Raw genomic sequence first — 21,213 nt, 5'->3', positions numbered from 1 at the left:
CCCTGGCCGCCGCATGTGGGCGTCGCGTTCGCGGCGACGGCAGCGCAAGGAGGCGGCAACCGGCCTATGCATGCGATCGGGGATGCGCGGCACCATCTAGAAGTCCGGCGCTGCGCCGCGGATGTCGTTGGCGCGAGTTGTGCCGCCGCAAGCCATACCTTGCGGCGGCAGCATCCGGCTACAGCAGATGGAAGCGTTCGAACCGCTGCAATGCTGCGTCGATCGTCGCCTGCAACGCCGGTCGCCGCGGTTCCAGCCAGGTCCATTGCTGGATCAGCAGGCGGCCGGCGCGACGGTCCATCTTCAGGTCGAGCGCGGTGACGATACGGTCGCCGACCAGCACCGGCAGTGCGAAGTAGCCCAGCACCCGTTGCGGCGCCGGCACATAGGCCTCGAAGCGATGGGTATAGCCGAAGAACTGCTGCAACCGTTTGCGCTGGATCACCAGCGGATCGAACGGCGACAGCAACCGCGCCCGCGTCGGATCCGGTGGCGGCGGTGTACTGTCCAGCAGCTCCGGCTCGGCCCACAGGGCCACACCTTCCTGGCCCTGCAGATGCACCGGGATCAGGCGCTTGCGCGCCACTTCCGCGGCGATCAACGCTCGCACCGCCGGTTTGGCGGCGGTCTCGCCATAACAGACCGAGTCCACGCCGACGATGCCCTGCGCGCGCAGCGCACGCTGCAGCAGGTAACGCGCGTACTGCGCGTCGCCAACCGCACGCGGTCGCTGCCGCCAGCCGAAATGCCGCGTGGCCAATTCGTAGGTCTTGAGCATGCCGCTGCGCTGGCTGACCACCAGGTCGCCGCTGAAGAAGCCGTACTGCAACGCAGCCCGCGAGGGCTTGCGGCTGCCCCACGGGTGGGTCTTCTCGACCAGCACCTCGTCGTCGATGTCGCGGATCGACAACGGCCCCTCGCTCCGGATGCGGCGCAACAGCCGCGCATAGTCCTGCGCATCCACCGTGCCCCTGACGTCGGCCTGTGCACGTCGGCGCGCCATCTGCGCCACGTACATGCGGTAGTCGGCGACCGGCACGTAGGCCAGCGCATGCGTCCAGTACTCGAACAGCGACTTGTCCTGCGACTGCGCCTGTTCCAGATCCCGTTCGCGGTACTCGGGAATGCGCGTGTACAGCACGTGGTGGTGGCTGCGCGCGATCACGTGGATGGTGTCGATCTGCACATAGCCCAGGTGCGCGGTCGCCTGCCGCACCGCTTCGGCACCGCTGCCGAACGGCGCCGGCGTGGTCAGGCGCTGCGCATGCAGCCACAGCGCACGTGCCCGGTCGGGCGCGATCGGGACGGAAGCGACGGGAGTGCGCATCGGAACGACCTTCCTGGCAATGCGGTAGCGCCGATCAGAATAGCAACCCGGGACGCGCAACGCGGTTCTCAGGCACTCGCTGTGGGGCTCCGCTTCGCCGTCGCTCCGATTTCCAGCGCGGCAACGCCGCACCGGAACGCGTTTAGCACGCTACCGCCACACGTCACGGCGGACAGGACGTGCCCGCGTTGCGGTGATAGCAGGCATTGCCGACAGCTATTCAGCCAGGCTCAGATCAATCGGATGCCATGTCCCGCAGGCCTGCAACGTATCGCAATGTCGGCACGGAGCTCAGCCCGCGCACTTCGCGCACAGCCCGTGCACTTCCAGGGTCTGTGCCTGCGGCTGGAAGCCCAGGGCCTTGGCGCGCTGCTCCAGCTGGCTGACCACGTCGCGGTCCTCCAGCTCCACCGCGCTGTGGCAGCGGTCGCAGATCAGGAACGGCACCGAATGCTGGGCACTGCTCGGATGGTGGCAGGCGACGAAGGCGTTGACCGACTCGAGCTTGTGCACGAAGCCGTTGGCCATCAGGAAATCCAGCGCGCGGTACACAGTGGGCGGCGCGTCGGCGCCCACGCCCTTGCCTTCGCGCACCCATTCCAGCAGGTCGTAGGCCTTGACCGGGCGCCCGGCCTCGGCGATCAGCCGCAGCACGTTGGCGCGGATCGGGGTCAGGCGCAGACCGCGCTCGCGGCTCACCCGCTCCACCACCTTGACGAAGTCGGCAGCGTCGTGGACGTGGTGGTGCGGCTCGGTGCAGGCGGTCTTCTTGCTGGACATGGCGGTCTCCCGGGAATCAGCTTCCCGCTGGGATCTTGATGAGCGCGGCGTCGATGCGTTTCAAGGCCTCCTCGCGACCGGCCAGGTACACGGTCTGCGAGATGTCCGGGCTGACCTGGGTGCCGGTGATGGCCACGCGCAGCGGCTGCGCCACCTTGCCCATGCCGATCTCCAGGGCGGCGGCGGTGTCGTGCAGCGCGGCGGCGACGCCGTCCAGGTTCCACTGCGGCAGCGCCGCCAGCAGCTCGCGGGCCTTGCCCAGCGCCAGTTCGGCGCCCGGCTTGAAGTGCTTGGCCACCGCCGCGTCGTCGTAGCGGGTCAGCGGGCGATACCAGACCTCGGCCTTCTCGGCCATTTCCTTCAGCGTCTGCACGCGCTCGCGTAGCGCCACCACCACCTCGGCCGCGGCCGGGCCGGCGGCCGGGTCGATGCCGAGCTTGCGCAACTGGAACTCCAGCTGCGGCGCGATCGTCGCCGGGTCGTCGCTCTTGAGGTAGTGCTGGTTGACCCAGCCGAGCTTGGCCATGTCCAGGCGCGCGGCCTTGGAATTGACGTCCTTGACGTCGAACAGGTCGATCAGCTCCTGGCGCCCGAACAGTTCCTGGTCGCCATGCGACCAGCCCAGCCGCGCCAGGTAGTTGATCAGCGCGTGCGGCAGGTAGCCGGCGTCCTTGTACTGCATCACGTCGGCCGCGCCGGTGCGCTTGGACAGCTTGGCGCCCTGCTCGTCCAGGATCATCGGCATGTGCGCGAACTTCGGCACCGGCGCGCCCAGCGCCTGGTAGATGTTGATCTGCCGCGGGGTGTTGTTGATGTGGTCGTCGCCGCGGATCACCTCGGTGATGCCCATGTCCCAGTCGTCCACCACCACCGCGAAGTTGTAGGTGGGGTAGCCGTCGGGGCGGAAGATCACCATGTCGTCCAGCTCGCTGTTGGCGATCTCGATGCGGCCCTTGATCAGGTCGTCGAACGCCACCACGCCCTCGGTCGGGTTCTTGAAGCGGATCACCCGGTTGGGATCGTCGCGGTGCGGCAGGTTCAGCTCGCGCGCGGCGCCGTTGTAGCGCGGCTTTTCCTGCCGCGCCATCGCCGCTTCGCGCATGGCGTCCAGTTCCTCGCGGGTCTCGTAGGCGTAGTAGGCCTGGCCCTGCGCCAGCAACTGCTCGGCGACCTCGCGGTAGCGGTCCAGGCGCCGGGTCTGGTAGATCGGGCCTTCGTCATAGTCCAGGCCCAGCCACTCCATCGCCTCCAGGATCGCGTCGATCGCCGCCTGGGTGCTGCGCTCGCGGTCGGTGTCCTCGATCCGCAGCACGAATTCGCCGCCGCGGTGGCGCGCCTCCAGCCAGCAGTACAGCGCGGTGCGCGCGCCGCCGATGTGCAGATAACCGGTGGGACTGGGGGCAAAACGGGTGCGGCAGGCCATGGAACGCTCGAAACGACGGTAATCGGGCGATTTTACCTTGCCGGGGCGGCGCCTGCTGGCGCCGCGGGATTGGGGATTGGTGATTCGGGATTGGTAAAGCAGCGTCTCGCCCCGGGAACAGGGCATGGCACGCCGAGGCGCGGCACGTTGCGGGAAACGCTCCTATGCGAAGCGGCTCAGCTCCGCGCGCAGCACGGCCGGCGCCAGTTGCCCGCGCCAGTCGCGGTCGTTGGCCACTTGCGCATTGGCGCGGCTGGCCTCGAACGCGGCGAAATCCAGTTCGGCGATCGCCCAGACCTGCTCGCCGCGGGTCTGCGCAACGATGCCGTCGGCCGGGAAGCCGGCGTCCATCGGCGCGTACAGCGTGGCCTCGCCGGTGTTCACGTCCAGCGCCGGGCTCCACTCGGCGACGCCGGCGGTCACCGACTGGGCGACGAAGATGCGGTTCTCCAGCGCCCGCGCCAGGCAGCCCACGCGCACGCGGGTGGCGCCGGCCTCGGTGTCGGTGCAACTGGGCACCACCAGCAGGCGCGCGCCGGCCTCGTACTGGGCACGCACCGGCAGCGGGAACTCGCTGTCGTAGCAGACCGCCACGCCGGCGCGCACGCCCTCGGCCTCGAACACCTTCAGCGCCTCGCCGCCGTCGATCAGGCCGGTGGCTTTTTCGAAGCCGGTCAGTTGCAGCTTGTCCTGCCAGCCGTGGCCGCCGTCCGGGGTGAACCAGTAGGCGCGGTTGCGGTAGCGTCCCTGGCCCATGTCGAGCAGGAAGCTGCCGGCGACCACGTGCAGGCGATGGCGCTGCGCCAGGTCGGCGAACAGGGCCAGGTAAGGCGCATGCAGTGCCTGGATCGCCGCCAGCGAGGCCGGCAGCCGCGCCGACACCTCGGCGCCGAAGGTGGCGGCCAGTTCCAGCGACAGATACTCGGGCAGCACCGCCAGCTGCGCGCCGGCCTGCGCGGCCTCGCCCAGCAGCGCGGCCTGCTTGTCGGCGAAGGCGGCGAAATCGGCGGGCGCGCCGATCGGATACTTGGCGACGGCGACTTTCATGCGGCAGGCTCCAGCGCGCGGGTCCAGAAACCCAGGGTATGCGGCGTTTCGCCGCGGTCGACCTCGTTCCACGGCAGATGCATGCGCAAGGCAGCCTGCGGCTGATAGCCGCGCTTGCGCCAGAACACGTCGTTGCCGCGGTACTCCGGCGGCCGCCGCGGGTCGTCGGGCGCCCGCTCCACCGAACAGAACGCGGTCAGGCGGAAGCGACCGAGCGCGCGCGCATGCGCCTCGCGCTCGTCGAAGAAGGCATGGCCGGCGCCGCGCCCGCGGTACTGCGGCAACAGCACCGACTCGCCGAAATAGAACACCTCGGCCGGGTCGATGCCGCTGCCGGCGAAGGCCGCGGCGAACGCCTCGGTGTCGTCGACCAGCGGCAGCCCGGTGGAGGCCCCGACCACCTGCTCGCCGTCGCGCGCCAGCACGAACACGCTGTCGGGCGACGCCGAATAGGCGGCCAGGTACTCGCGTTCGTAGCCCAGGTCGCCGTCGTAGAGGTAGGGCCAGTCGCGGAACACCACGATGCGCAGTTGCGCGACCGCGTCCAGGAACGGCACGATCCCGGCGCCGCGCAGGCGCTGAATGGAGAGCGGAGAGTGCATCCGTGCACTCTACCGCAAGCGTTTCCCTGGCGCTGCCTGCCTGGCGATGCCCTTGCATGTGCCTCCTTGCCGCGTCCTTGCGCGGGCGTCCTGCCCGTCCTGTGGCGCACGCGCTTCCTTGCCCTGCTCGCGGCGCCTTGGCGTGTGCGCCCTTGCCGCCTCCCTGCGTGGGCGCCCTGCCCGTCCTGTGACGCAAGCGCCTCCTTGCGCTAGCTGCCTGGGCGATGCGCTTGCGTGCGCCCTTGCAGCGTCCCTGCGTGGGCGTCCCTGCCCGTCCTGTGACCCGTGGCGGCATCCGTCCCGCCACCGTCGGTGTTTCTGCCGTCAATGGCCGATGACCATCCGACCGATCCGCCCGCCGTGGCAGCGATCGATGCGGGTGCCCTGCCTCAGCGCCACCAGCGGCACAGCAGCGCGGCCTGTGCCGGCAGCACCAGCAAGCGCGCGCGGCCTTCCGCTTCCCAGGTCACGAACCCCGGCGCAGGCGTGTCCCCGCGCCGCTCCACGTCCATCGCCCAGGCAGGATCCCGGCGCACCGCGCGCCAGGGGCAGTAGCGCCACGGCGCGGCATCGCCCGGCAAGGCCGCACGCGCCTGCAGCGCGCCGGCCAGGAACGCCACCGCGTCGCCGGCCAGGGCGGCGCGGCTGCGTTCGCTCAGGCGCAGCCACAGGGCCCCGCCGCGGTCGGCGGCGGTGACCAGCGCGGCCTGCGCGCTGCGCGCGAGCGCCCCCGGCAGGTTGCCGGGATGCAGGCCATGGGTCTCCAGGGCGGGCGGCAGCAGCGCCTGCAGACGCCGATGCAGATGACGATGACGATGCGCGACCATGTCCGGTTCTCCCCCGACGGCTCAGCGCAGCGACGCGCCGAGTTCGTACCAGTCGATCCGGCGGGTGATCCACATGATCGCGCCGAGGATGCCGAACAGCAGCAGCGAGCCCATCAGCAAGGCGTTGTCTTCCGAGGCCAGCAGGCCGTACAGCGCGCCGTACAGCACGGTGAGCATGCTGGCGAAGCCGGCCGCGCGCAGGCGGCTGCGCAAGACCCCGGACAGGTAGAAGAACTGCAGCCCGATGCAGGCCACCGCCGAGACCAGATACGCCTGCCAGAACGGGATGTGCTCGGACAGGCTGAGCAGCAGCAGGAAGAAGATCGCCAGCGCCAGGCCCACCAGCAGGTACTGCAGCGGATGGATCGGCAGGCGCTTGATCAGCTCGAACAGGCCGAAGGCGACGAAGGTCAGCACCACGAACAGCAGGCCGTACTTGCTGGCACGCTCGGCCTGGGTATACACGTCCACCGGGTCGACCAGGTCCACGCGCAAGGCGTCGAGATCCTGTCCGCCGGAGGCCAGCTGCGCCTGCGCGCCGGTCGCCAGCGACGACAGCGCCCAGCTCGCCTGGAACCCCTGCGCGGTGATGCGGCGCTCGTTGGGCAGGAAGCGGCCGCCGAACAGCGGATGCGGCCACGGCGAGTTCAGCGCGATCTGGTTGTCGTCGCCGACCGGCACGATCGACAGCGCCTGGGTGCCGTCGAGCACGAATTCCATCTGCACGTCGTGCAGGTCGGTCAGCCGGCCCTGCTGCGTATCGCGCAATGCCGGCAACACCGCGTGCACGCCCTTGGAGATGTTGGACAGCCCTTCCGAGCCCGGCTGCAGCGGCAGCGCGCGGCCGTCGGCGCGCAGATTCGGCGTGCCGACCAGGCCGCGCACGTCCTGCAGGCCGATCGCCAGATACGGCGTGCCGTACTGGCGGCGATCGACAGCGGCATAGTCGAGATCATCGAACTCGGCCTTGAGCCGCGCATGCCAGCTGTACACCTGCACCTTGAACAGGCCGATGTGGCGCTGCGCGGGCTTCAGTTCGCCTTCGACCTGCAGCCGCCGCGGCGCCTGCAGCACGTAGCCGGTCTCGGTCTCGCGTTTGGTCACCCGCTTGCCGTCGGCGTCGAGGACCGCGACGTCGCGTTCCTGGGTCCACGGGATCACCCGCAACGGGCCGAGCAGGCGCTGTTCGCCGGCCTTGCTCTGCGACACCCGTTCCACCGCCTCGTCGCGGTAATGCTGGCGGTCCTGCACGGTGCCGCGAATCATCAGCAGCGGGATCAGCAACAACAGGATCAATCCGCCGATGGTGGCGAATCGCAACAGCAGCTTCAGGGATTTCATGGCGACCTCTCGGTTGGGAGGGGCCAGCATGCGGCCGCTGCGTGGGTGGGGTTTGAGGCGAATTTGAAGTGGGTGTGAAGTGCGGGGAATGGGGAATGGGGAATGGGGATTGGAAAGCCGGCGTACTTGCGACGCGGTGTGCGCCCCCACTGTGGAAGGGACTTCAGTCCCGACGAGGGAACGCCGGCAGGCCGCCTCGGCGCGCCCGCGCACGAATCGATCCGGCTCAGGCCAGCGGCAACGCCAGGCAGGCCACCGCGCCGCCGCCGTCGCGGTTGCGCAGGCTGGCGTCGCCGCCGTGCAGGCGCGCCACCTCGCGCACGAACGGCAGACCAAGGCCGGAGCTGCGCTGGCCGGTGGCCGGGCGCGCCAGCGAGTAGAAGCGCTCGAACACCCGCTCCAGCGCGTAGTCGGGAACGCCCGGGCCGGCGTCCTCCACCGTCAGCAGCACGCGCGCATCGGCGCCGCGTTCGGCGCGCAGCACGATGCTCGCGCCCTCCGGCGAAAAGGCGATGGCGTTGTCGAGCAGGTTGTGCAGCGCCTGCCGCAGCAGGTAGGGATCGCCCGACACAACCAGGGCCGGGTCCAGCACCTGGACCTGCAGTTGCAGACCGCGCGCCTGCAGTTGCGGCGCCAGCGCTTCGGCCAGGTCCGCGCACAGCGGCGCCAGCGCCACCGGTTCGCGCCGCTGCAACCAGCCGTGCTGTTCCACCTCGGCCAGCGCCAGCAGCTTGTCGATGGTCTCGGTGAGGCGCTGCTGCTGCTCGGCGATGTTGCGCACGAAGCGCTGCCGCTCCGGTTCCGGCAGCGGCTCCTGCAGCAGTTCCGCCGCGCCCCGGATCGCGGCCAGCGGGCTCTTCATCTCGTGGGTCAGCGACTGCACGTACTGCTCGACGTACTGCTTGCCCTCCAGCTTGCGGCGCATGGTCTCCAGCGCACGGCCGAGATCGCCGATCTCGTCGCGGCGCGGCGGCGGCGGCGGCACCGGCGCACCGGCACTGACCGCCTGCGCATAGCGGTTGAGCCGGCCGATGCCGCGCAGCAGGCCCCAGGTCATCAGGATCCCGATCAGCGCCGAGATGCCGATCAGCCAGGCGCCGCGCAGCAGGATGCTGCGCTGGCTGGCGACGATGAACGGCTCGATGCTGCGGTTGGGCTGGGACAGGGTCAGCACGCCGATCAGCCGCTGCGGCTCGGCCGGATCGTAGACCGGCGCGGCCACGTGCATCACCGTGTGATTGGGGTCGCCGTCGGCCTCGGGACTGGAGCGGGCGCCGTACTCGCCGCGCAGGGTACGGTACACGTCGTTCCAGCGCGAATTGTCGCGGCCGATGTCCTGCCCGCGCGAATCGAACACCACGATGCCCGCCGCATCGGTGAGGGTGACGCGGTAGTCGACGCTGTGCTTGGGGAAACGCCAGACCATCGCACGCGGATCGCGCCGCTGCGCCGCGGCCAGGTCGCGGGCGAAACGGCCGCTGGCGATGCGCCCGTCCTTGAGATCCTGCGCGGCCATCTGCGCCAGCACGTTGGCCGCGTCCACCAGGGTCGATTCCATCGCCTGGCGCACGCCCGGCTTGACCTCGTTGACGAACACCCGCATCACGAAGAAGGCGGCCACGCCGACGATCAGGAAGAAGCCCAGGAACAGCTTCAGCCCCAGCCGCACCTCAGGCCTCCAGCGCGTAGCCGAGGCCGCGGTGGGTGCGGATCGGATCGTCGGTGGCGCCGGCCGCGCGCAGCTTGGCGCGCAGGGTCTTGATATGGGTGTCGACGGTGCGGTCGGCGCTGTCGGCGCTGCTGTCCCAGCCGCGGTCCATCAGTTGCGCGCGACTGAGGATGGCGCCGGGCCGCTGCAGCAGCGCTGCCAGCAACGCGTACTCGTAGCGGGTCAGGTCCAGCACCGCAGCGCGCCAGCGGATGCGGCGGCCGTCGCGGTCGATGGCGAAATCGCCGTGCTGCTGCCAGCCAGCCTCGGCATCGCCGACGACCGCCGCGGGGCGCCGCAGCCGCGCCCGCACCCGCGCCACCAGCTCGCGCGGCGAGAACGGCTTGGCCATGTAGTCGTCGGCGCCCAGTTCCAGGCCGAGCACGCGATCGATCTCCTCGTTGCGCGCGGTCAGGAACAGCACCGGCACCTGGCTGAAACCGCGCAGCGTGCGGCACACCTCGAACCCGCTCAGGTCCGGCAGGCCGACGTCCAGCACCACCACGTCGATGCCGCCCTCGCGCAGCTGCGCCAGGGCCTCGCGCCCGAGCTGGCAATGCCGCACCGCGTAGCCCTCGCTGCGCAGCGCGTACAGTACGGTGTCGGCGATGGCGGATTCGTCCTCGACCACGAGGACACTGGCGGCGGCAGGCGTGGACATGGCGCGCAGCATAGCCGTCGCGCGGGCGCCGCGGCAGTCCGTCCGGCCATTCCGCGGCACCGCTCGTGGATCGGCACGGAACCCGACGCGCACCTGCGGCGCGTCAGCTGTCGCTGCCGCCGCGCGCGTTGGCCGCGCCCGGCGCCGACGCCAGTTCCACCCGGTTGCGGCCGCCGTGCTTGGCCCGGTACAGCGCGGCATCGGCGCGCGCCAGCAGCGCCTGGCTGCTCTCGCCGGCGCCGGCCTCGGCGACGCCGATGCTGACGGTCAGGCGCAGGCCCGGCACGACCGCGTCGAACGACTGCCGCTCCAGCACCTCGCGCAGCAGCCCGGCCAGCTCCCGTGCCTCGGCGCAGGTGGCACCGGGCAGCAACGCCAGGAACTCCTCGCCGCCGGTCCGGCCGAAGCTGTCGTTCCTGCGCAGGCTCTGCCGCAGGGTCGTGGCGACCAGCCGCAGCACCTGGTCGCCCGCGGCGTGGCCGTGCTCGTCGTTGATCCGCTTGAAGTGGTCCACGTCCAGCGCCAGCACCGACAGCGGCATGCGTCCGCCGCGCGGCAACGCCGCCAGCGCGGTGTCCAGTTCGCCCAGGACCTGGCGCCGCGAGGCGACGCCGGTAAGGCTGTCGATCCGCACTTCGCGGCGGGCGCCGCGCAGGCGCCCTAGGGTCAGGAACAACACCCCGACGAGCACCGCCAGCAACAGCAGCGCCGCGCCCAGCAACGCGCGTCGCAGGGTCGCCTCGCGCTCCATCGCCTGCAGCCGGTTACGCTGGGTTTCCGCCTTCTGCGCCAGTTGCAGCGCCGCCAGATCGCGCTCGCGGCTTTCCGATTCGGCGATGAGGAACTGCGATTGCTCGCGCTGCATGCGCGTATCCAGTTCCTGCTGCACGCGCATCTGCGCCTCGCGCGCATCCAGTGCCTGGCGCCAGGCGGCCAGCGCGCGCAAGGCGGTGGCCTTGAGGTCCAGCACGTCGCTGAGGCTGCGCAGGTCGCCGTTGGCGCGATAGCCCTGCTCGGCTTGTTCGGCCAGCGCCAGCGCGGCCCGCGCATCGCCGCTGCGCTCGGCGATCAGCGCATCGACGTAATCGCGGCGCGCGCGCATCAGCCGCGTGGCGCCCATCGCGACCAGTTGCGCTTCGGCCTGCTGCCGCTGTGCCCGCGCCTGCGGCAGGTTGCCCAGCAACGCGTTGACCCGGGCCGCGCGCAGCAACAGCGACGCCTGCGACCCCTCCAGCGGATGCCGGCCATGCAGCTCGGCCGCGCGCAGGTAGGCGGCCAGCGCCGCCGGCAGATCGCCGCGTTGCTCGGCGATGGCGCCTTCGCGCTCCACCGCCAGCGCCTGCATGTAGCCGCCATCGCCCTGCCTGGCCCGCTGCAGGACCTCGGCGACGACCTGGTGTGACAGGTCCGGCAGGCCCATGTCCAGGTAGGCGTCGGCGATGCCGATCAGGGTCAGCAGTGCGACCCAGCCGCCATCGCGCTGTTCGTCGAGCCGGCGGAGTTCCTGCAAGGTACGCAGCGACTGCGCGTAGTGGCCGGCGTCGCGCTCGGCGAAGGCGCGCATGCGCAGGGCCGCCGCGCGCAGGCGCGGGAACCGCTGCGCACCGGTCAGCGCCAGGATCGTGGTGGCGGGCCGCAGATAGGCCGGGCGCTGGCCGTCGTTGTAGAGCGCATAGGTCTCGCACAGCAGGTACTCCAGGCGGACCTGCACATGGGCGCGCGCGATCGCGCCGCGCTCGCCGCGCCGCGCCTGCTCCACCGCCGCGGCCGGGCCCTGCGGAAAATGCTGGCAGTCGAAGGCGTCCAGGCGCGCCCGCCGCACCGGGTCGCCGGCGGGCAGCAGCGCCTGCAGGCGCGCATGCGCGACGCGGTAGGCCTGCTCGTCGGCGGCCATGTCCTTGCCGTGCGCACCGACATCCTCGATCAGCGCATCGAACGCCGCAGCTTGCGCTGCGCCCGAGGGCGCGGCTTCGGCACGGGAGGCACCGCAGGCGGCGAACGGCAGCGCCAACGCCAGGACACCGAGCAACAGGGGAGAAGACATGAGCATGCGAACCGTGGACCCGCCGGCCGCCCACGCGGTATCGGCACTGCGCACCCGAACGCTCCGACGACGCCTGCGCCCGGATGCACAGGCCCATCGTCCACACCTTCCGGCCTCATGCCCGGCAGGCGCCGTGCGGCCGCCAGCGGTCGCCCGGCTAGTGTACCGCGGCCGCGGACCCGCCCCGCCCGGCACCTCGGCAGGCGTGGCCGGCCGGCGTGGCGCCCCGTACACTGCGCGGATGAATTACCGCCACGCCTTCCACGCCGGCAACCATGCCGATGTCCTCAAGCACATCGTGCTGCTGGCGCTGCTCGATGCGTTCAAGCGCAAGGACAGCCCGTTCTTTGTGCTCGATACCCACGCCGGGCGCGGCCGCTATCTGTTCGCGGCCAACGAGGCGCGCAAGACCGGCGAGGCCGCCGCCGGCGTGCTGCGGTTGATGGGCCAGCCGACCCTGCCCGACGTGGTGGAGCGCTACCTGCGCGCGGTGCAGGCCGACAATCCGGTCGGTGCCCTGGTCGCCTACCCTGGCTCGCCGCTGCTGGTGGCGCAGGCGCTGCGCGCGCAGGACCGGCTGGCCGCCTGCGAGCTGCAGACCGAGGAAGCCGCCGAACTCAAGGCGTTGTTCGCCCACGACCGCCGCGTGCAGGTGCATGCCGGCGATGGCTATGCGGCGATCAAGGCGTTCCTGCCGCCGAAGTCCGGGGCCAACCGGATCGGCCGCGGGCTGGTGCTGATCGATCCGCCCTACGAAGCGCAGGACGCCGAGTACCGGCTGATCGTGGCCGCGCTGCGCGAAACGCTGAGCCGCTGGCCACAGGCGGTGTGCGCGGTGTGGTATCCGATCAAGCAGCGGCGTAGCCTGCAGCCGTTCTTCCGCAAGGCCGCGGCGTTGCCGGTGGCCTCGGCGCTGGTCGCCGAACTGCAGGTGCGCCCGGACGATTCGCCGCTACGGCTCAACGGCAGCGGCATGCTGCTGCTCAATCCGCCCTGGCAGTTCGAGCAGACGCTGGCGCAGGCGCTGCCGCCGCTGAAGGCGCACCTGGGCGAAGCCGGTGCCAGCACGCGCCTGGAATGGCTCAAGCGCGAAGCGTAAGGTACGCGGGGCGGCGCACGCGCGCGCTCAGAAGCAATCCCAGTTGTAGGCGATGCGGCTGAAATCGCCGCGCCGCAGGTCGTCCGGATCGATGAAGAAATTGGCGACGCCGCTGTCGCCCCACATCATCTCCTCGTCGCTGTCCAACTGCAGCAGCAGGACCTGCTTGTCCTGCAGGGTTCGCGGGTCTTGCTGGGTGAACTCCGGGTAGCCGCCGAGCTTGTTGCCGCCACGGCTCAGGGCATCGAACAGCGCGTCGTCCACCGCATCCTGCGACACCGCGTGGCGCTTGGCGTAGGCGGCGGCCACCTCCTCCAGTGGTTTGCCCAGCACCTGCTCGAAGCGCACATCGCTGCTGCCGATGGTTTCCTCGCCGGCGTCGAACCGCATCGCCCGCGGCCGCGCCGGATCGAACGGCAACGTGTCGGCCGCCGGCAACGGCACCTCGGCCTGCCGCGCCGACGCCTTCGGCTGCGGCCAGTACACCACGCGGAAATTGCGTTGTTCGCTCAGCGCGGCCAGGTCGCTGCGCGCGCCACCGAAGTTGGCGCCATAGAAATCGTCGCCGCCGATGAAGAACTGCAGCATGCCCTGGCGCGGGTAGCCGGGCAGCGGCGGCATCCGCGCCAGATCGATCTGCGCCAGCAGCGCCAGCGGCTGGCCGTCGGCCGCGTGCGGATACGGCTTATCACCGGTCCAGTAGGGGCGCCCGCCGACCTTGCTGGCCAGGCGATCGTCCTGCGTCATCGGCTGCAGTTGCACCTGCAGCACCGGCCGGCGCGTGGCCTGCAGGCGCGCCTGGTACGGGGCCAATGCCTGCGTCGCCAGCTGCTCCGCATCGGCGACTGGAGCGGCGGTGGTGGCGGTCGGCGTGTCGTGGTGCTGCGCGCGCAGCAGCCACCTGCCACCGCCCACCAGCAGCCCCACCAGCAGCGTGGCCAGGCCCAGCCCGATCGCCGCGGAGACGGCCACGGCATGCGATGTCTTCATCGTCGCGCATTCCCTTGAACGAAGCGCCACTCTAGCAAGACCACCCGATCGGCACATCGGCAGGACGCTGCGTTCACGGGCGTAAGGTTTTGGCAATGCGAGAATCCAGGCTTCGTCGAGGATCATACGGCCATGGCTACCCGCAACCGCATGCCTCCGTGGCATGAAACCTTCACCCTGCCCAGCGGGCGCGAACTGCTGATCCGTCCGATCCGGCCGGAGGACAGCGCGCCGCTGCAAGGTGCCTTCGGCCTGCTCGGGCCGACCGAGATCCGCGAGCGCTTCCTGCATTCGACGCAGGAACTGACCGAGGACATGGCGCAACGCCTCACCCATCCCAATCCGAAGTCGGAACTGATCCTGGTCGCCGCCGAGCCGCTGCCGCCTGGCGAAGCCGTGGTCGGTGCGGTGGCGCGCGCCGCGATCAACCCGGGCACCCGCGAGGCGCAGTACGCGATCCTGGTCAGCAGTTTCGTTTCCGGCCAGGGCCTGGGCCGGCAATTGATGCGCAAGCTGGTCAAGTGGGCACGCCGCAAGTATCTGGACCGACTCTACGGCGATGTGCTCGAACGCAACGTGCCGATGCTGCAGTTGGCCGAGTCGCTGGGCTTCCAGCGCATGCCGCATCCGGACAATCCGGACCTGGTGCGGGTGGTGCTGGAACTGGGCAGCTGAAAACTCGGGACCCGGGACCCGGGACCCGGAAAAGCCAGAGCTCCGCAGGCAGCTTCAGCTCCTGCTCTTACGTGTCCCCGGTCCCGGGCCCCGGGTCCCGACCTTGCTAAACTAGTTGGTCCATGCCGCCCCTTCCCTTCCCCGTTCCGCCGCTGCCCAAGTCCGGCCAGTTCCGCGCGCACTGGCGCGCCCCCGCGTCCTCCACCGCTCTGGCCTGGCACATCGCCTGCGCCGCGTCCGCGCACCGCGGGCCGTTGCTGGTGGTCGCACGCGACAACCAGAGCGCGCATCAGCTCGAAGCCGACCTGCATAGCCTGCTCGGGGAGGATCCGAGCCTGCCGGTGGTGCCGTTCCCGGATTGGGAAACCCTGCCCTACGACCAGTTCAGTCCGCACCCGGACATCGTCAGCCAGCGCCTGGCCGCGCTGCACCGGCTGCCGACGCTGACCCAGGGCATCGTGGTGGTGCCGGTGCAGACGCTGATGCAGCGGGTGGCGCCGCTGCGCTACATCGTCGGCGGCAGTTTCGACCTGCGCGTGGGCCAGCGCCTGGACCTGGACGCGGAGAAGCGGCGGCTGGAAAGCGCCGGCTACCGCAACGTGCCGCAGGTGATGGACCCGGGCGATTTCGCCGTGCGCGGCGGCCTGCTCGACGTGTATCCGATGGGCACCGACGCGCCGCTGCGGATCGAACTGCTGGACGAGGACATCGATTCGATCCGCGCCTTCGACCCGGAATCGCAGCGCTCGCTGGACCATGTGCAGGCGGTGCGCATGCTGCCCGGTCGCGAAGTGCCGATGGACGACGTCAGCGTGGAGCGGGTATTGACCGCGCTGCGCGAACGCTTCGACGTGGACACCCGGCGCAGTGCGCTGTACCAGGACCTGAAGGCCGGGCTGGCGCCGTCGGGCATCGAGTACTACCTGCCGCTGTTCTTCCAGGACACCCGCAGCAGCGGCGCACGCGAGGCCACCGCCACTCTGTTCGATTATCTGGGCGAGCACGTGCTGCCGCTGATCGCCCCGGGCGTGGGCGCCGCGGCCGATGCGTTCTGGGCGCAGACCCAGGCCCGCTACGAGCAGCGCCGCCACGACGTGGAGCGCCCGCTGCTGGCGCCGGAGGAGCTGTACCAGGCGCCGGACGCGCTGCGCGAGCGCCTCAACGGGCTGCCGCGCATCGACGTGTGGGCCGCCGACCACCCGCGCATCGACGAGGCACAGGCGCTGGGCGACCAGCCGCTGCCGCCGCTGCCGGTGGCGGCCAAGGACGCCGCGCCGGGCGCGGCGCTGAAGAGCTTCCTCGATCACTACCCGGGCCGGGTGCTGATCGCGGCCGATTCGCCCGGCCGCCGCGAGGCGCTGCTGGAAGTGTTGGCGGCCGCGGAGTTGAAGCCGGAGGTGCTGCCGAACTTTGCGGCGTTTGTTTCTTCTCCCACCGGGAGAAGGTGGCGCGAAGCGCCGGATGAGGGTGCGGCGTCTGCGCGGCCGGGAACCAAGAAGGCGGGTGCTTCGGCAAGTTCCACGGTTGCGCAGACGAACTCCACTAGCGGTCTGACCCTCACCCCAACCCCTCTCCCGGAGGGAGAGGGGCTTTCTGCTGCACGTTTCGCTATCGCGGTTGCGCCGCTCGACGACGGCTTCGCGCTGGAGGAGCCGCGGATCGCGGTGCTGACCGAGCGCCAGTTGTTCCCCGAGCGTGCCAGCCAGCCGCGGCGCAGCCGACGTGTGGGGCGCGAGCCGGAAGCGATCATCCGCGACCTGGGCGAGCTCTCCGAGGGCGCGCCGATCGTGCACGAGGACCACGGCGTCGGCCGCTACCGCGGGCTGATCGTGCTCGATGCCGGCGGCATGCCCGGCGAGTTTCTGGAAATCGAATACGCCAAGGGCGACCGGCTATACGTGCCGGTCGCGCAGTTGCACCTGATCAGCCGCTACTCCGGCGCCTCGGCCGAGACCGCGCCGCTGCATTCGCTGGGCGGCGAACAATGGACCAAGGCCAAGCGCAAGGCCGCCGAGAAGGTGCGCGACGTGGCCGCGGAGCTGCTGGAGATCCAGGCGCGCCGGCAGGCCCGCGCCGGGCTGGCGCTGCAGGTGGACCGGGCGATGTACGAGCCGTTCGCCGCCGGCTTCCCGTTCGAGGAAACCCCCGACCAGTTGGCCGCGATCGACGCCACCTTGCGCGACCTGGCCAGCAGCCAGCCGATGGACCGCGTGGTCTGCGGCGACGTCGGCTTCGGCAAGACCGAGGTCGCGGTGCGCGCGGCCTTCGCCGCGGCCAGCGCCGGCAAGCAGGTGGCGGTGCTGGTGCCGACCACGCTGCTGGCCGAACAGCACTACCGCAACTTCCGCGACCGCTTCGCCGACTACCCGCTCAAGGTCGAGGTGCTGTCGCGCTTCAAGAGCAGCAAGGAGATCAAGGCCGAGCTGGAGAAGGTCGCCGCCGGCAGCATCGACGTGATCGTCGGCACCCATCGCCTGCTGCAGCCGGACGTGAAGTTCAAGGACCTGGGCATGGTCATCGTCGACGAGGAGCAACGCTTCGGCGTGCGCCAGAAGGAAGCGCTGAAGGCGCTGCGCGCCAACGTGCACCTGCTGACCCTGACCGCCACGCCGATCCCGCGTACCTTGAACATGGCCATGGCCGGCCTGCGCGACCTGTCGATCATCGCCACGCCGCCGCCGAACCGGCTGGCGGTGCAGACCTTCGTCACCCAGTGGGACAACGCGCTGTTGCGCGAAGCCTTCCAGCGCGAACTGGCGCGCGGCGGCCAGCTGTACTTCCTGCACAACGACGTGGAGAGCATCGGCCGCATGCAGCGCGAGCTGAGCGAACTGGTGCCGGAGGCGCGCATCGGCATCGCCCACGGGCAGATGCCCGAGCGCGAGCTGGAAAAGGTGATGCTGGATTTCCAGAAGCAGCGCTTCAACGTGCTGCTGTCGACCACGATCATCGAATCGGGCATCGACATCCCCAACGCCAACACCATCGTCATCAACCGCGCCGACCGCTTCGGCCTGGCGCAGTTGCACCAGTTGCGCGGCCGCGTCGGCCGTTCGCACCATCGCGCCTACGCCTACCTGCTGGTACCGGACCGGCGCAGCATCACCCCCGATGCGCAGAAGCGGCTGGACGCGATCGCCTCGATGGACGAGCTGGGCGCCGGCTTCACCCTGGCCACCCACGATCTGGAGATCCGCGGCGCCGGCGAACTGCTGGGCGAGGACCAGAGCGGGCAGATGGCCGAGGTCGGCTTCAGCCTGTACACCGAACTGCTGGAACGCGCGGTGCGCAGCATCCGCCAGGGCAAGCTGCCGGACCTGGATGCCGGCGAGGAAGCGCGCGGCGCCGAGGTGGAACTGCATGTGCCCGCGCTGATCCCCGACGACTACCTGCCCGACGTGCATACCCGTCTGACGTTGTACAAGCGCATTTCCAGCGCCCGCGACAGCGACGGCCTGCGCGAACTGCAGGTGGAGATGATCGACCGCTTCGGCCTGCTGCCGGATCCGGTGAAGCACCTGTTCGCGATCGCCGAACTGAAGCTGCAGGCCAATGCGCTGGGCATCCGCAAGCTGGAACTGGGCGAACACGGCGGGCGCCTGGTGTTCGAGGCCAAGCCCAACGTGGATCCGATGACCATCATCCAGATGATCCAGAAGCAGCCCAAGCTGTATGCGATGGATGGCCCGGACAAGCTGAAGCTCAAGCTGCCGCTGCCGGAAGCGGCCGACCGCTTCAATGCCGCGCGCGGCCTGCTGACCGCGCTGTCGCCACGCTGAGCGACGCGGGCGCGTCCGCCCGCGCCGGCTCCCGCACGCGGCCGGCTGTCGCGACCCCGCACCCTCTGCCCCGCCCCCGCCCCGGACCGCCACAACGTTCGGTGGCGTATGGGCGCTCGCACCGCTGTGTTCCCTGGCCTGCAGCGGTCTTCACGTGAAGACCGCCGCCACGTCGCACGTATGGCGCGGCTTTTTGACGCCTTCCCGTTGCCGCGACTGGCACGGCGCGTGCAGAGACGTAGGGACCGACCGCATCGGCGCGGTTATGGGATCCGCGTCCTGGCACCGGCCTGAACCACTCAGGCTCGCGTGCGGCCTGCGAGACAAATGCTTCACGCAGGCTAAATATTTCTAAATATTTCCCGTCCGCGCCGATATCGCTGGTACCCAGGCCTGCACACGCCCTTCACGGCGTGGCGCCGGCTTTCCACTCGCCACTGCCGGAGACCCGCCATGCGCTCGACGCCCCCCGACGAACAGGATCCGCCGCTGCAGTTGATCGTGGACGGCGACATGACCATCCGCCATGCGGCCGAATTGAAGCCGCTGCTGCTGCCCGCGCTGGAGCATCCCGGCGGCCTGCGCCTGCAGGTGCAGGCGGTGAACGACATCGACGCCACCGGCGTGCAACTGCTGCTGGCCACCCAGGCCGCGCTGCGCGCGCTGGGACGGCCATTCCAGCTCGAGGGCTGCACCAAGGCGGTCGGCGACGCGCTGGACCTGCTCGGCCTGGGCGACGCGTTCGAGCGCGTCGGCGACGACACTCTTCACTAATCGGCAGCACGACATGAACATGGATCAATTGCTGCAGACCTTCATCGCCGAGAGCCGCGACCTGCTCGAGGACATGGAACGCAACCTGCTGGAAGCCGAGCGCGGCGAAGCCGGTCCCGACGCGGTCAACGCGATCTTCCGCGCCGCCCATACCATCAAGGGCTCCGGCGGCCTGTTCGATCTGGCGCAACTGGTCGGCTTCACCCATGTGGTGGAGAGCGTGCTGGACCTGGTGCGCGAGCAGGCCGTCGCGCTGGATTCGGAGCTGATCCAACTGATGCTGGCCTGCTGCGACCATATCCGCACCCTGGTGGAAGCGGCCGCCGGCGCCGAGGCGGACGAAGCCACGCTGGCCACCGACGGTGCGCCGCTGCTGGAACGCCTGCAGACCTACCTGCACCCTGCTGCCGCGCCGGCCGCGAAGGCCAGCGCCGCCGCAACGCCCGCGGCGCCGGCGCAGACCGGCTACTGGCGGATCTCGCTGCAGTTGTTCACCGATGCGCTGCGCTTCGGCAACTCGCCGCTGCACCTGATCCGCTGCCTGCGCAGCCTCGGCAGCCTGGAAGCGGTGCGCACCCGTCACGAGCGCGTACCGGCATTGCCGGAACTGGATCCGGAGGCCTGCTACCTGGGCTTCGACATCCTGCTGCGCAGCGACGCGCAGCAGGCCGCGATCGAGGACATCTTCGAATTCGTGCGCGACGACTGCGACCTGCAGGTGCTGGCGGTGGACCCGCACGGCGACGCCGCCAACCTGGACCTGCCGCTGCTGGTGGCCGAGGCCGGCAGCCAGGCCAGCGCCGACGACTTCGCCGGGTTCGAGAGTGCCGCCGCACCGGCGGCCGCGCCGGCTGCAGCCGCGCCGGCCGTGCCGAGTGCGCCGGCCGCGGCAGCGGCCCCCGCCGCCAATGCCGGCCCCGCCAAGGCCGCCGGCGCGCGCGGCGAAGGCGGCTCGATCCGCGTCGACGCCGACAAGCTCGACCGCATGATCGACCTGGTCGGCGAGCTGATCATCGCGGTCGCCAGCACCGGCGCCAACGCGCAGCGCACCGGCGATGCGCAGCTGCTGGAATCCACCTCGATCCTCGCCGGGTTGGTCGAGGAGGTGCGCGAAAGCGCGCTGCAACTGCGCATGGTGAAGATCGGCGGCACCTTCAGCCGCTTCCACCGCGTGGTCCACGACGTGGCCCGCGAACTGGGCAAGGACATCGCGCTGGTAGTCAATGGCGAGGACACCGAGCTGGACAAGTCGGTGGTGGAGAAGATCGCCGATCCGCTGACCCACCTGGTGCGCAACGCCATGGATCACGGCATCGAACCGGCCGAGGTGCGCCAGGCGCGCGGCAAGCCGGTGCGCGGCACGGTGCGCCTCAACGCCTTCCACGATTCCGGCAGCATCGTCATCCAGATCAGCGACGACGGCGGCGGCCTCAACCGCGACCGGATCCTGGCCAAGGCGCTGGAGCGCGGCCTGATCGAACCCGGCCGCCAGCTCTCCGACCGCGAGGTGTTCGCGCTGATCTTCGAGCCGGGCTTCTCCACCGCCGAAAAGGTCACCAACCTGTCCGGCCGCGGCGTCGGCATGGACGTGGTCAAGCGCAACATCGCCGCGCTGCGCGGCAGCGTCGACATCAGCAGCCAGCAGGACGTCGGCACCACCATCTCGGTGCGGCTGCCGCTGACCCTGGCGATCATCAACGGCTTCCAGGTCGGGGTCGGCAAGTCGGTGTTCGTGGTGCCGCTGGACGTGGTCGAGGAATGCGTGGAGTTCGCGCCGAACTACCAGAGCGAGTACATCGACCTGCGCGGCAACGTGCTGCCCTACGTGCGCCTGCGCTCGCTGTTCGCCATCGCCGGCGCGCCGCCGGCGCGCGAGAGCATCGTGGTGATCCGCCAGGGCGCGCAGCGGTTCGGCCTGGTGGTCGACACCCTGCTGGGCGAGTGGCAGACCGTGATCAAGCCGCTCTCCAAGGTCTTCGCCCAGGTCAAGGGCATCAGCGGCTCCAGCATCCTCGGCAGCGGCGGGGTCGCCCTGATCCTGGACGTGCCGTCGCTCATCGGCCAGTTGCAACCCGGCACCGAATCGCTGGCGGCCTGAACCGTCGCATCGCCTGCCGTCATTCCTACGTCACGCCA

The 21,213-nt window shown here is 70.4% G+C and carries 16 protein-coding genes; 5 read left to right on the top strand and 11 right to left on the bottom strand.

Annotated elements, in window-relative coordinates; translation table 11 throughout:
* Window positions 1-178 precede the first annotated feature (178 nt).
* From SLW52_RS05585 to SLW52_RS05540, 10 genes are all read right to left on the bottom strand, one after another.
* Window positions 179-1,327 carry a crosslink repair DNA glycosylase YcaQ family protein gene (locus tag SLW52_RS05585; protein WP_320739186.1) on the bottom strand — a complete coding sequence of 383 codons (1,149 nt, stop codon included), beginning with the start codon at window positions 1,325-1,327 and terminating at the stop codon, window positions 179-181.
* Between the two features lie 291 nt (window positions 1,328-1,618).
* Window positions 1,619-2,107 carry a transcriptional repressor gene (locus SLW52_RS05580; protein ID WP_017907264.1) on the bottom strand — a complete coding sequence of 163 codons (489 nt, stop codon included), beginning with the start codon at window positions 2,105-2,107 and terminating at the stop codon, window positions 1,619-1,621.
* A gap of 16 nt (window positions 2,108-2,123) precedes the next feature.
* On the bottom strand, window positions 2,124-3,530 hold the full coding sequence (gene gltX / locus SLW52_RS05575) for a glutamate--tRNA ligase (RefSeq protein WP_295943213.1): 1,407 nt from the start codon (window positions 3,528-3,530) through the stop codon (window positions 2,124-2,126).
* A gap of 162 nt (window positions 3,531-3,692) precedes the next feature.
* Window positions 3,693-4,577 carry a carbon-nitrogen hydrolase family protein gene (locus tag SLW52_RS05570; RefSeq protein ID WP_267123601.1) on the bottom strand — a complete coding sequence of 295 codons (885 nt, stop codon included), beginning with the start codon at window positions 4,575-4,577 and terminating at the stop codon, window positions 3,693-3,695.
* Window positions 4,574-5,179 carry a GNAT family N-acetyltransferase gene (locus tag SLW52_RS05565; RefSeq protein ID WP_267123602.1) on the bottom strand — a complete coding sequence of 202 codons (606 nt, stop codon included), beginning with the start codon at window positions 5,177-5,179 and terminating at the stop codon, window positions 4,574-4,576. Before SLW52_RS05565 ends, SLW52_RS05570 begins: the two co-directional genes overlap by 4 nt.
* 389 nt (window positions 5,180-5,568) lie before the next feature.
* A complete protein-coding gene (locus SLW52_RS05560; protein ID WP_320739188.1) occupies window positions 5,569-6,006 on the bottom strand; it encodes a hypothetical protein in 438 nt (145 codons plus the stop codon).
* Between the two features lie 21 nt (window positions 6,007-6,027).
* Window positions 6,028-7,347, bottom strand: a complete 1,320-nt coding sequence (gene creD, locus SLW52_RS05555) for a cell envelope integrity protein CreD (RefSeq protein WP_150410342.1) — start codon at window positions 7,345-7,347, stop codon at window positions 6,028-6,030.
* Between the two features lie 226 nt (window positions 7,348-7,573).
* On the bottom strand, window positions 7,574-9,016 hold the full coding sequence (gene creC / locus SLW52_RS05550) for a two-component system sensor histidine kinase CreC (protein WP_320739190.1): 1,443 nt from the start codon (window positions 9,014-9,016) through the stop codon (window positions 7,574-7,576).
* A gap of 1 nt (window position 9,017) precedes the next feature.
* Window positions 9,018-9,728 (bottom strand): two-component system response regulator CreB, encoded by a 711-nt coding sequence (gene creB, locus SLW52_RS05545; protein ID WP_320739191.1) that lies wholly within the window; start codon window positions 9,726-9,728, stop codon window positions 9,018-9,020.
* A 91-nt stretch (window positions 9,729-9,819) separates the two neighbouring features.
* Complete coding sequence (locus SLW52_RS05540; RefSeq protein WP_267115194.1) at window positions 9,820-11,760, bottom strand: GGDEF domain-containing protein; 1,941 nt, start codon at window positions 11,758-11,760, stop codon at window positions 9,820-9,822.
* Between the two features lie 241 nt (window positions 11,761-12,001).
* Here SLW52_RS05540 and rlmJ point away from each other — a divergent pair, with 241 nt between their 5' ends.
* Entirely contained in the window at window positions 12,002-12,859 is an 858-nt protein-coding gene (rlmJ, locus tag SLW52_RS05535) for a 23S rRNA (adenine(2030)-N(6))-methyltransferase RlmJ (protein WP_295968217.1), read from the top strand.
* Window positions 12,860-12,886: 27 nt separating this feature from the next.
* On the opposite strand, the gene SLW52_RS05530 is transcribed toward rlmJ, so the two are convergent.
* A complete protein-coding gene (locus SLW52_RS05530) occupies window positions 12,887-13,849 on the bottom strand; it encodes a YwqG family protein (protein WP_267084773.1) in 963 nt (320 codons plus the stop codon).
* A gap of 132 nt (window positions 13,850-13,981) precedes the next feature.
* Here SLW52_RS05530 and SLW52_RS05525 point away from each other — a divergent pair, with 132 nt between their 5' ends.
* From SLW52_RS05525 to SLW52_RS05510, 4 genes are all read left to right on the top strand, one after another.
* Entirely contained in the window at window positions 13,982-14,524 is a 543-nt protein-coding gene (locus SLW52_RS05525; RefSeq protein WP_017909572.1) for a GNAT family N-acetyltransferase, read from the top strand.
* A 122-nt stretch (window positions 14,525-14,646) separates the two neighbouring features.
* Window positions 14,647-18,303, top strand: a complete 3,657-nt coding sequence (gene mfd / locus SLW52_RS05520; protein ID WP_320739194.1) for a transcription-repair coupling factor — start codon at window positions 14,647-14,649, stop codon at window positions 18,301-18,303.
* 453 nt (window positions 18,304-18,756) lie between these two features.
* The gene (locus SLW52_RS05515; protein WP_017908422.1) at window positions 18,757-19,077 is read left to right on the top strand and encodes an STAS domain-containing protein; all 321 of its coding nucleotides are present in this window, start codon (window positions 18,757-18,759) and stop codon (window positions 19,075-19,077) included.
* A 13-nt stretch (window positions 19,078-19,090) separates the two neighbouring features.
* A complete protein-coding gene (locus SLW52_RS05510; RefSeq protein ID WP_320739196.1) occupies window positions 19,091-21,175 on the top strand; it encodes a chemotaxis protein CheA in 2,085 nt (694 codons plus the stop codon).
* The last annotated feature ends 38 nt before the right edge of the window (window positions 21,176-21,213 follow it).

The sequence above is a fragment of the Xanthomonas sp. LF02-5 genome, from assembly GCF_034105325.1.
Taxonomy (GTDB): domain Bacteria; phylum Pseudomonadota; class Gammaproteobacteria; order Xanthomonadales; family Xanthomonadaceae; genus Xanthomonas_A; species Xanthomonas_A sontii.
This window is presented reverse-complemented; position numbering and strand designations above follow the sequence as displayed.

What these genes read in the sequence shown, in the direction of transcription:
- SLW52_RS05585 (WP_320739186.1), bottom strand. Translation starts at nt 1,327, where the DNA reads ATGCGCACTCCCGTCGCTTCCGTCCCGATCGCGCCCGACCGGGCACGT.
- SLW52_RS05580 (WP_017907264.1), bottom strand. Translation starts at nt 2,107, where the DNA reads ATGTCCAGCAAGAAGACCGCCTGCACCGAGCCGCACCACCACGTCCAC.
- gltX (WP_295943213.1), bottom strand. Translation starts at nt 3,530, where the DNA reads ATGGCCTGCCGCACCCGTTTTGCCCCCAGTCCCACCGGTTATCTGCAC.
- SLW52_RS05570 (WP_267123601.1), bottom strand. Translation starts at nt 4,577, where the DNA reads ATGAAAGTCGCCGTCGCCAAGTATCCGATCGGCGCGCCCGCCGATTTC.
- SLW52_RS05565 (WP_267123602.1), bottom strand. Translation starts at nt 5,179, where the DNA reads ATGCACTCTCCGCTCTCCATTCAGCGCCTGCGCGGCGCCGGGATCGTG.
- SLW52_RS05560 (WP_320739188.1), bottom strand. Translation starts at nt 6,006, where the DNA reads ATGGTCGCGCATCGTCATCGTCATCTGCATCGGCGTCTGCAGGCGCTG.
- creD (WP_150410342.1), bottom strand. Translation starts at nt 7,347, where the DNA reads ATGAAATCCCTGAAGCTGCTGTTGCGATTCGCCACCATCGGCGGATTG.
- creB (WP_320739191.1), bottom strand. Translation starts at nt 9,728, where the DNA reads ATGCTGCGCGCCATGTCCACGCCTGCCGCCGCCAGTGTCCTCGTGGTC.
- SLW52_RS05540 (WP_267115194.1), bottom strand. Translation starts at nt 11,760, where the DNA reads ATGTCTTCTCCCCTGTTGCTCGGTGTCCTGGCGTTGGCGCTGCCGTTC.
- rlmJ (WP_295968217.1), top strand. Translation starts at nt 12,002, where the DNA reads ATGAATTACCGCCACGCCTTCCACGCCGGCAACCATGCCGATGTCCTC.
- SLW52_RS05530 (WP_267084773.1), bottom strand. Translation starts at nt 13,849, where the DNA reads ATGAAGACATCGCATGCCGTGGCCGTCTCCGCGGCGATCGGGCTGGGC.
- SLW52_RS05525 (WP_017909572.1), top strand. Translation starts at nt 13,982, where the DNA reads ATGGCTACCCGCAACCGCATGCCTCCGTGGCATGAAACCTTCACCCTG.
- mfd (WP_320739194.1), top strand. Translation starts at nt 14,647, where the DNA reads ATGCCGCCCCTTCCCTTCCCCGTTCCGCCGCTGCCCAAGTCCGGCCAG.
- SLW52_RS05515 (WP_017908422.1), top strand. Translation starts at nt 18,757, where the DNA reads ATGCGCTCGACGCCCCCCGACGAACAGGATCCGCCGCTGCAGTTGATC.
- SLW52_RS05510 (WP_320739196.1), top strand. Translation starts at nt 19,091, where the DNA reads ATGAACATGGATCAATTGCTGCAGACCTTCATCGCCGAGAGCCGCGAC.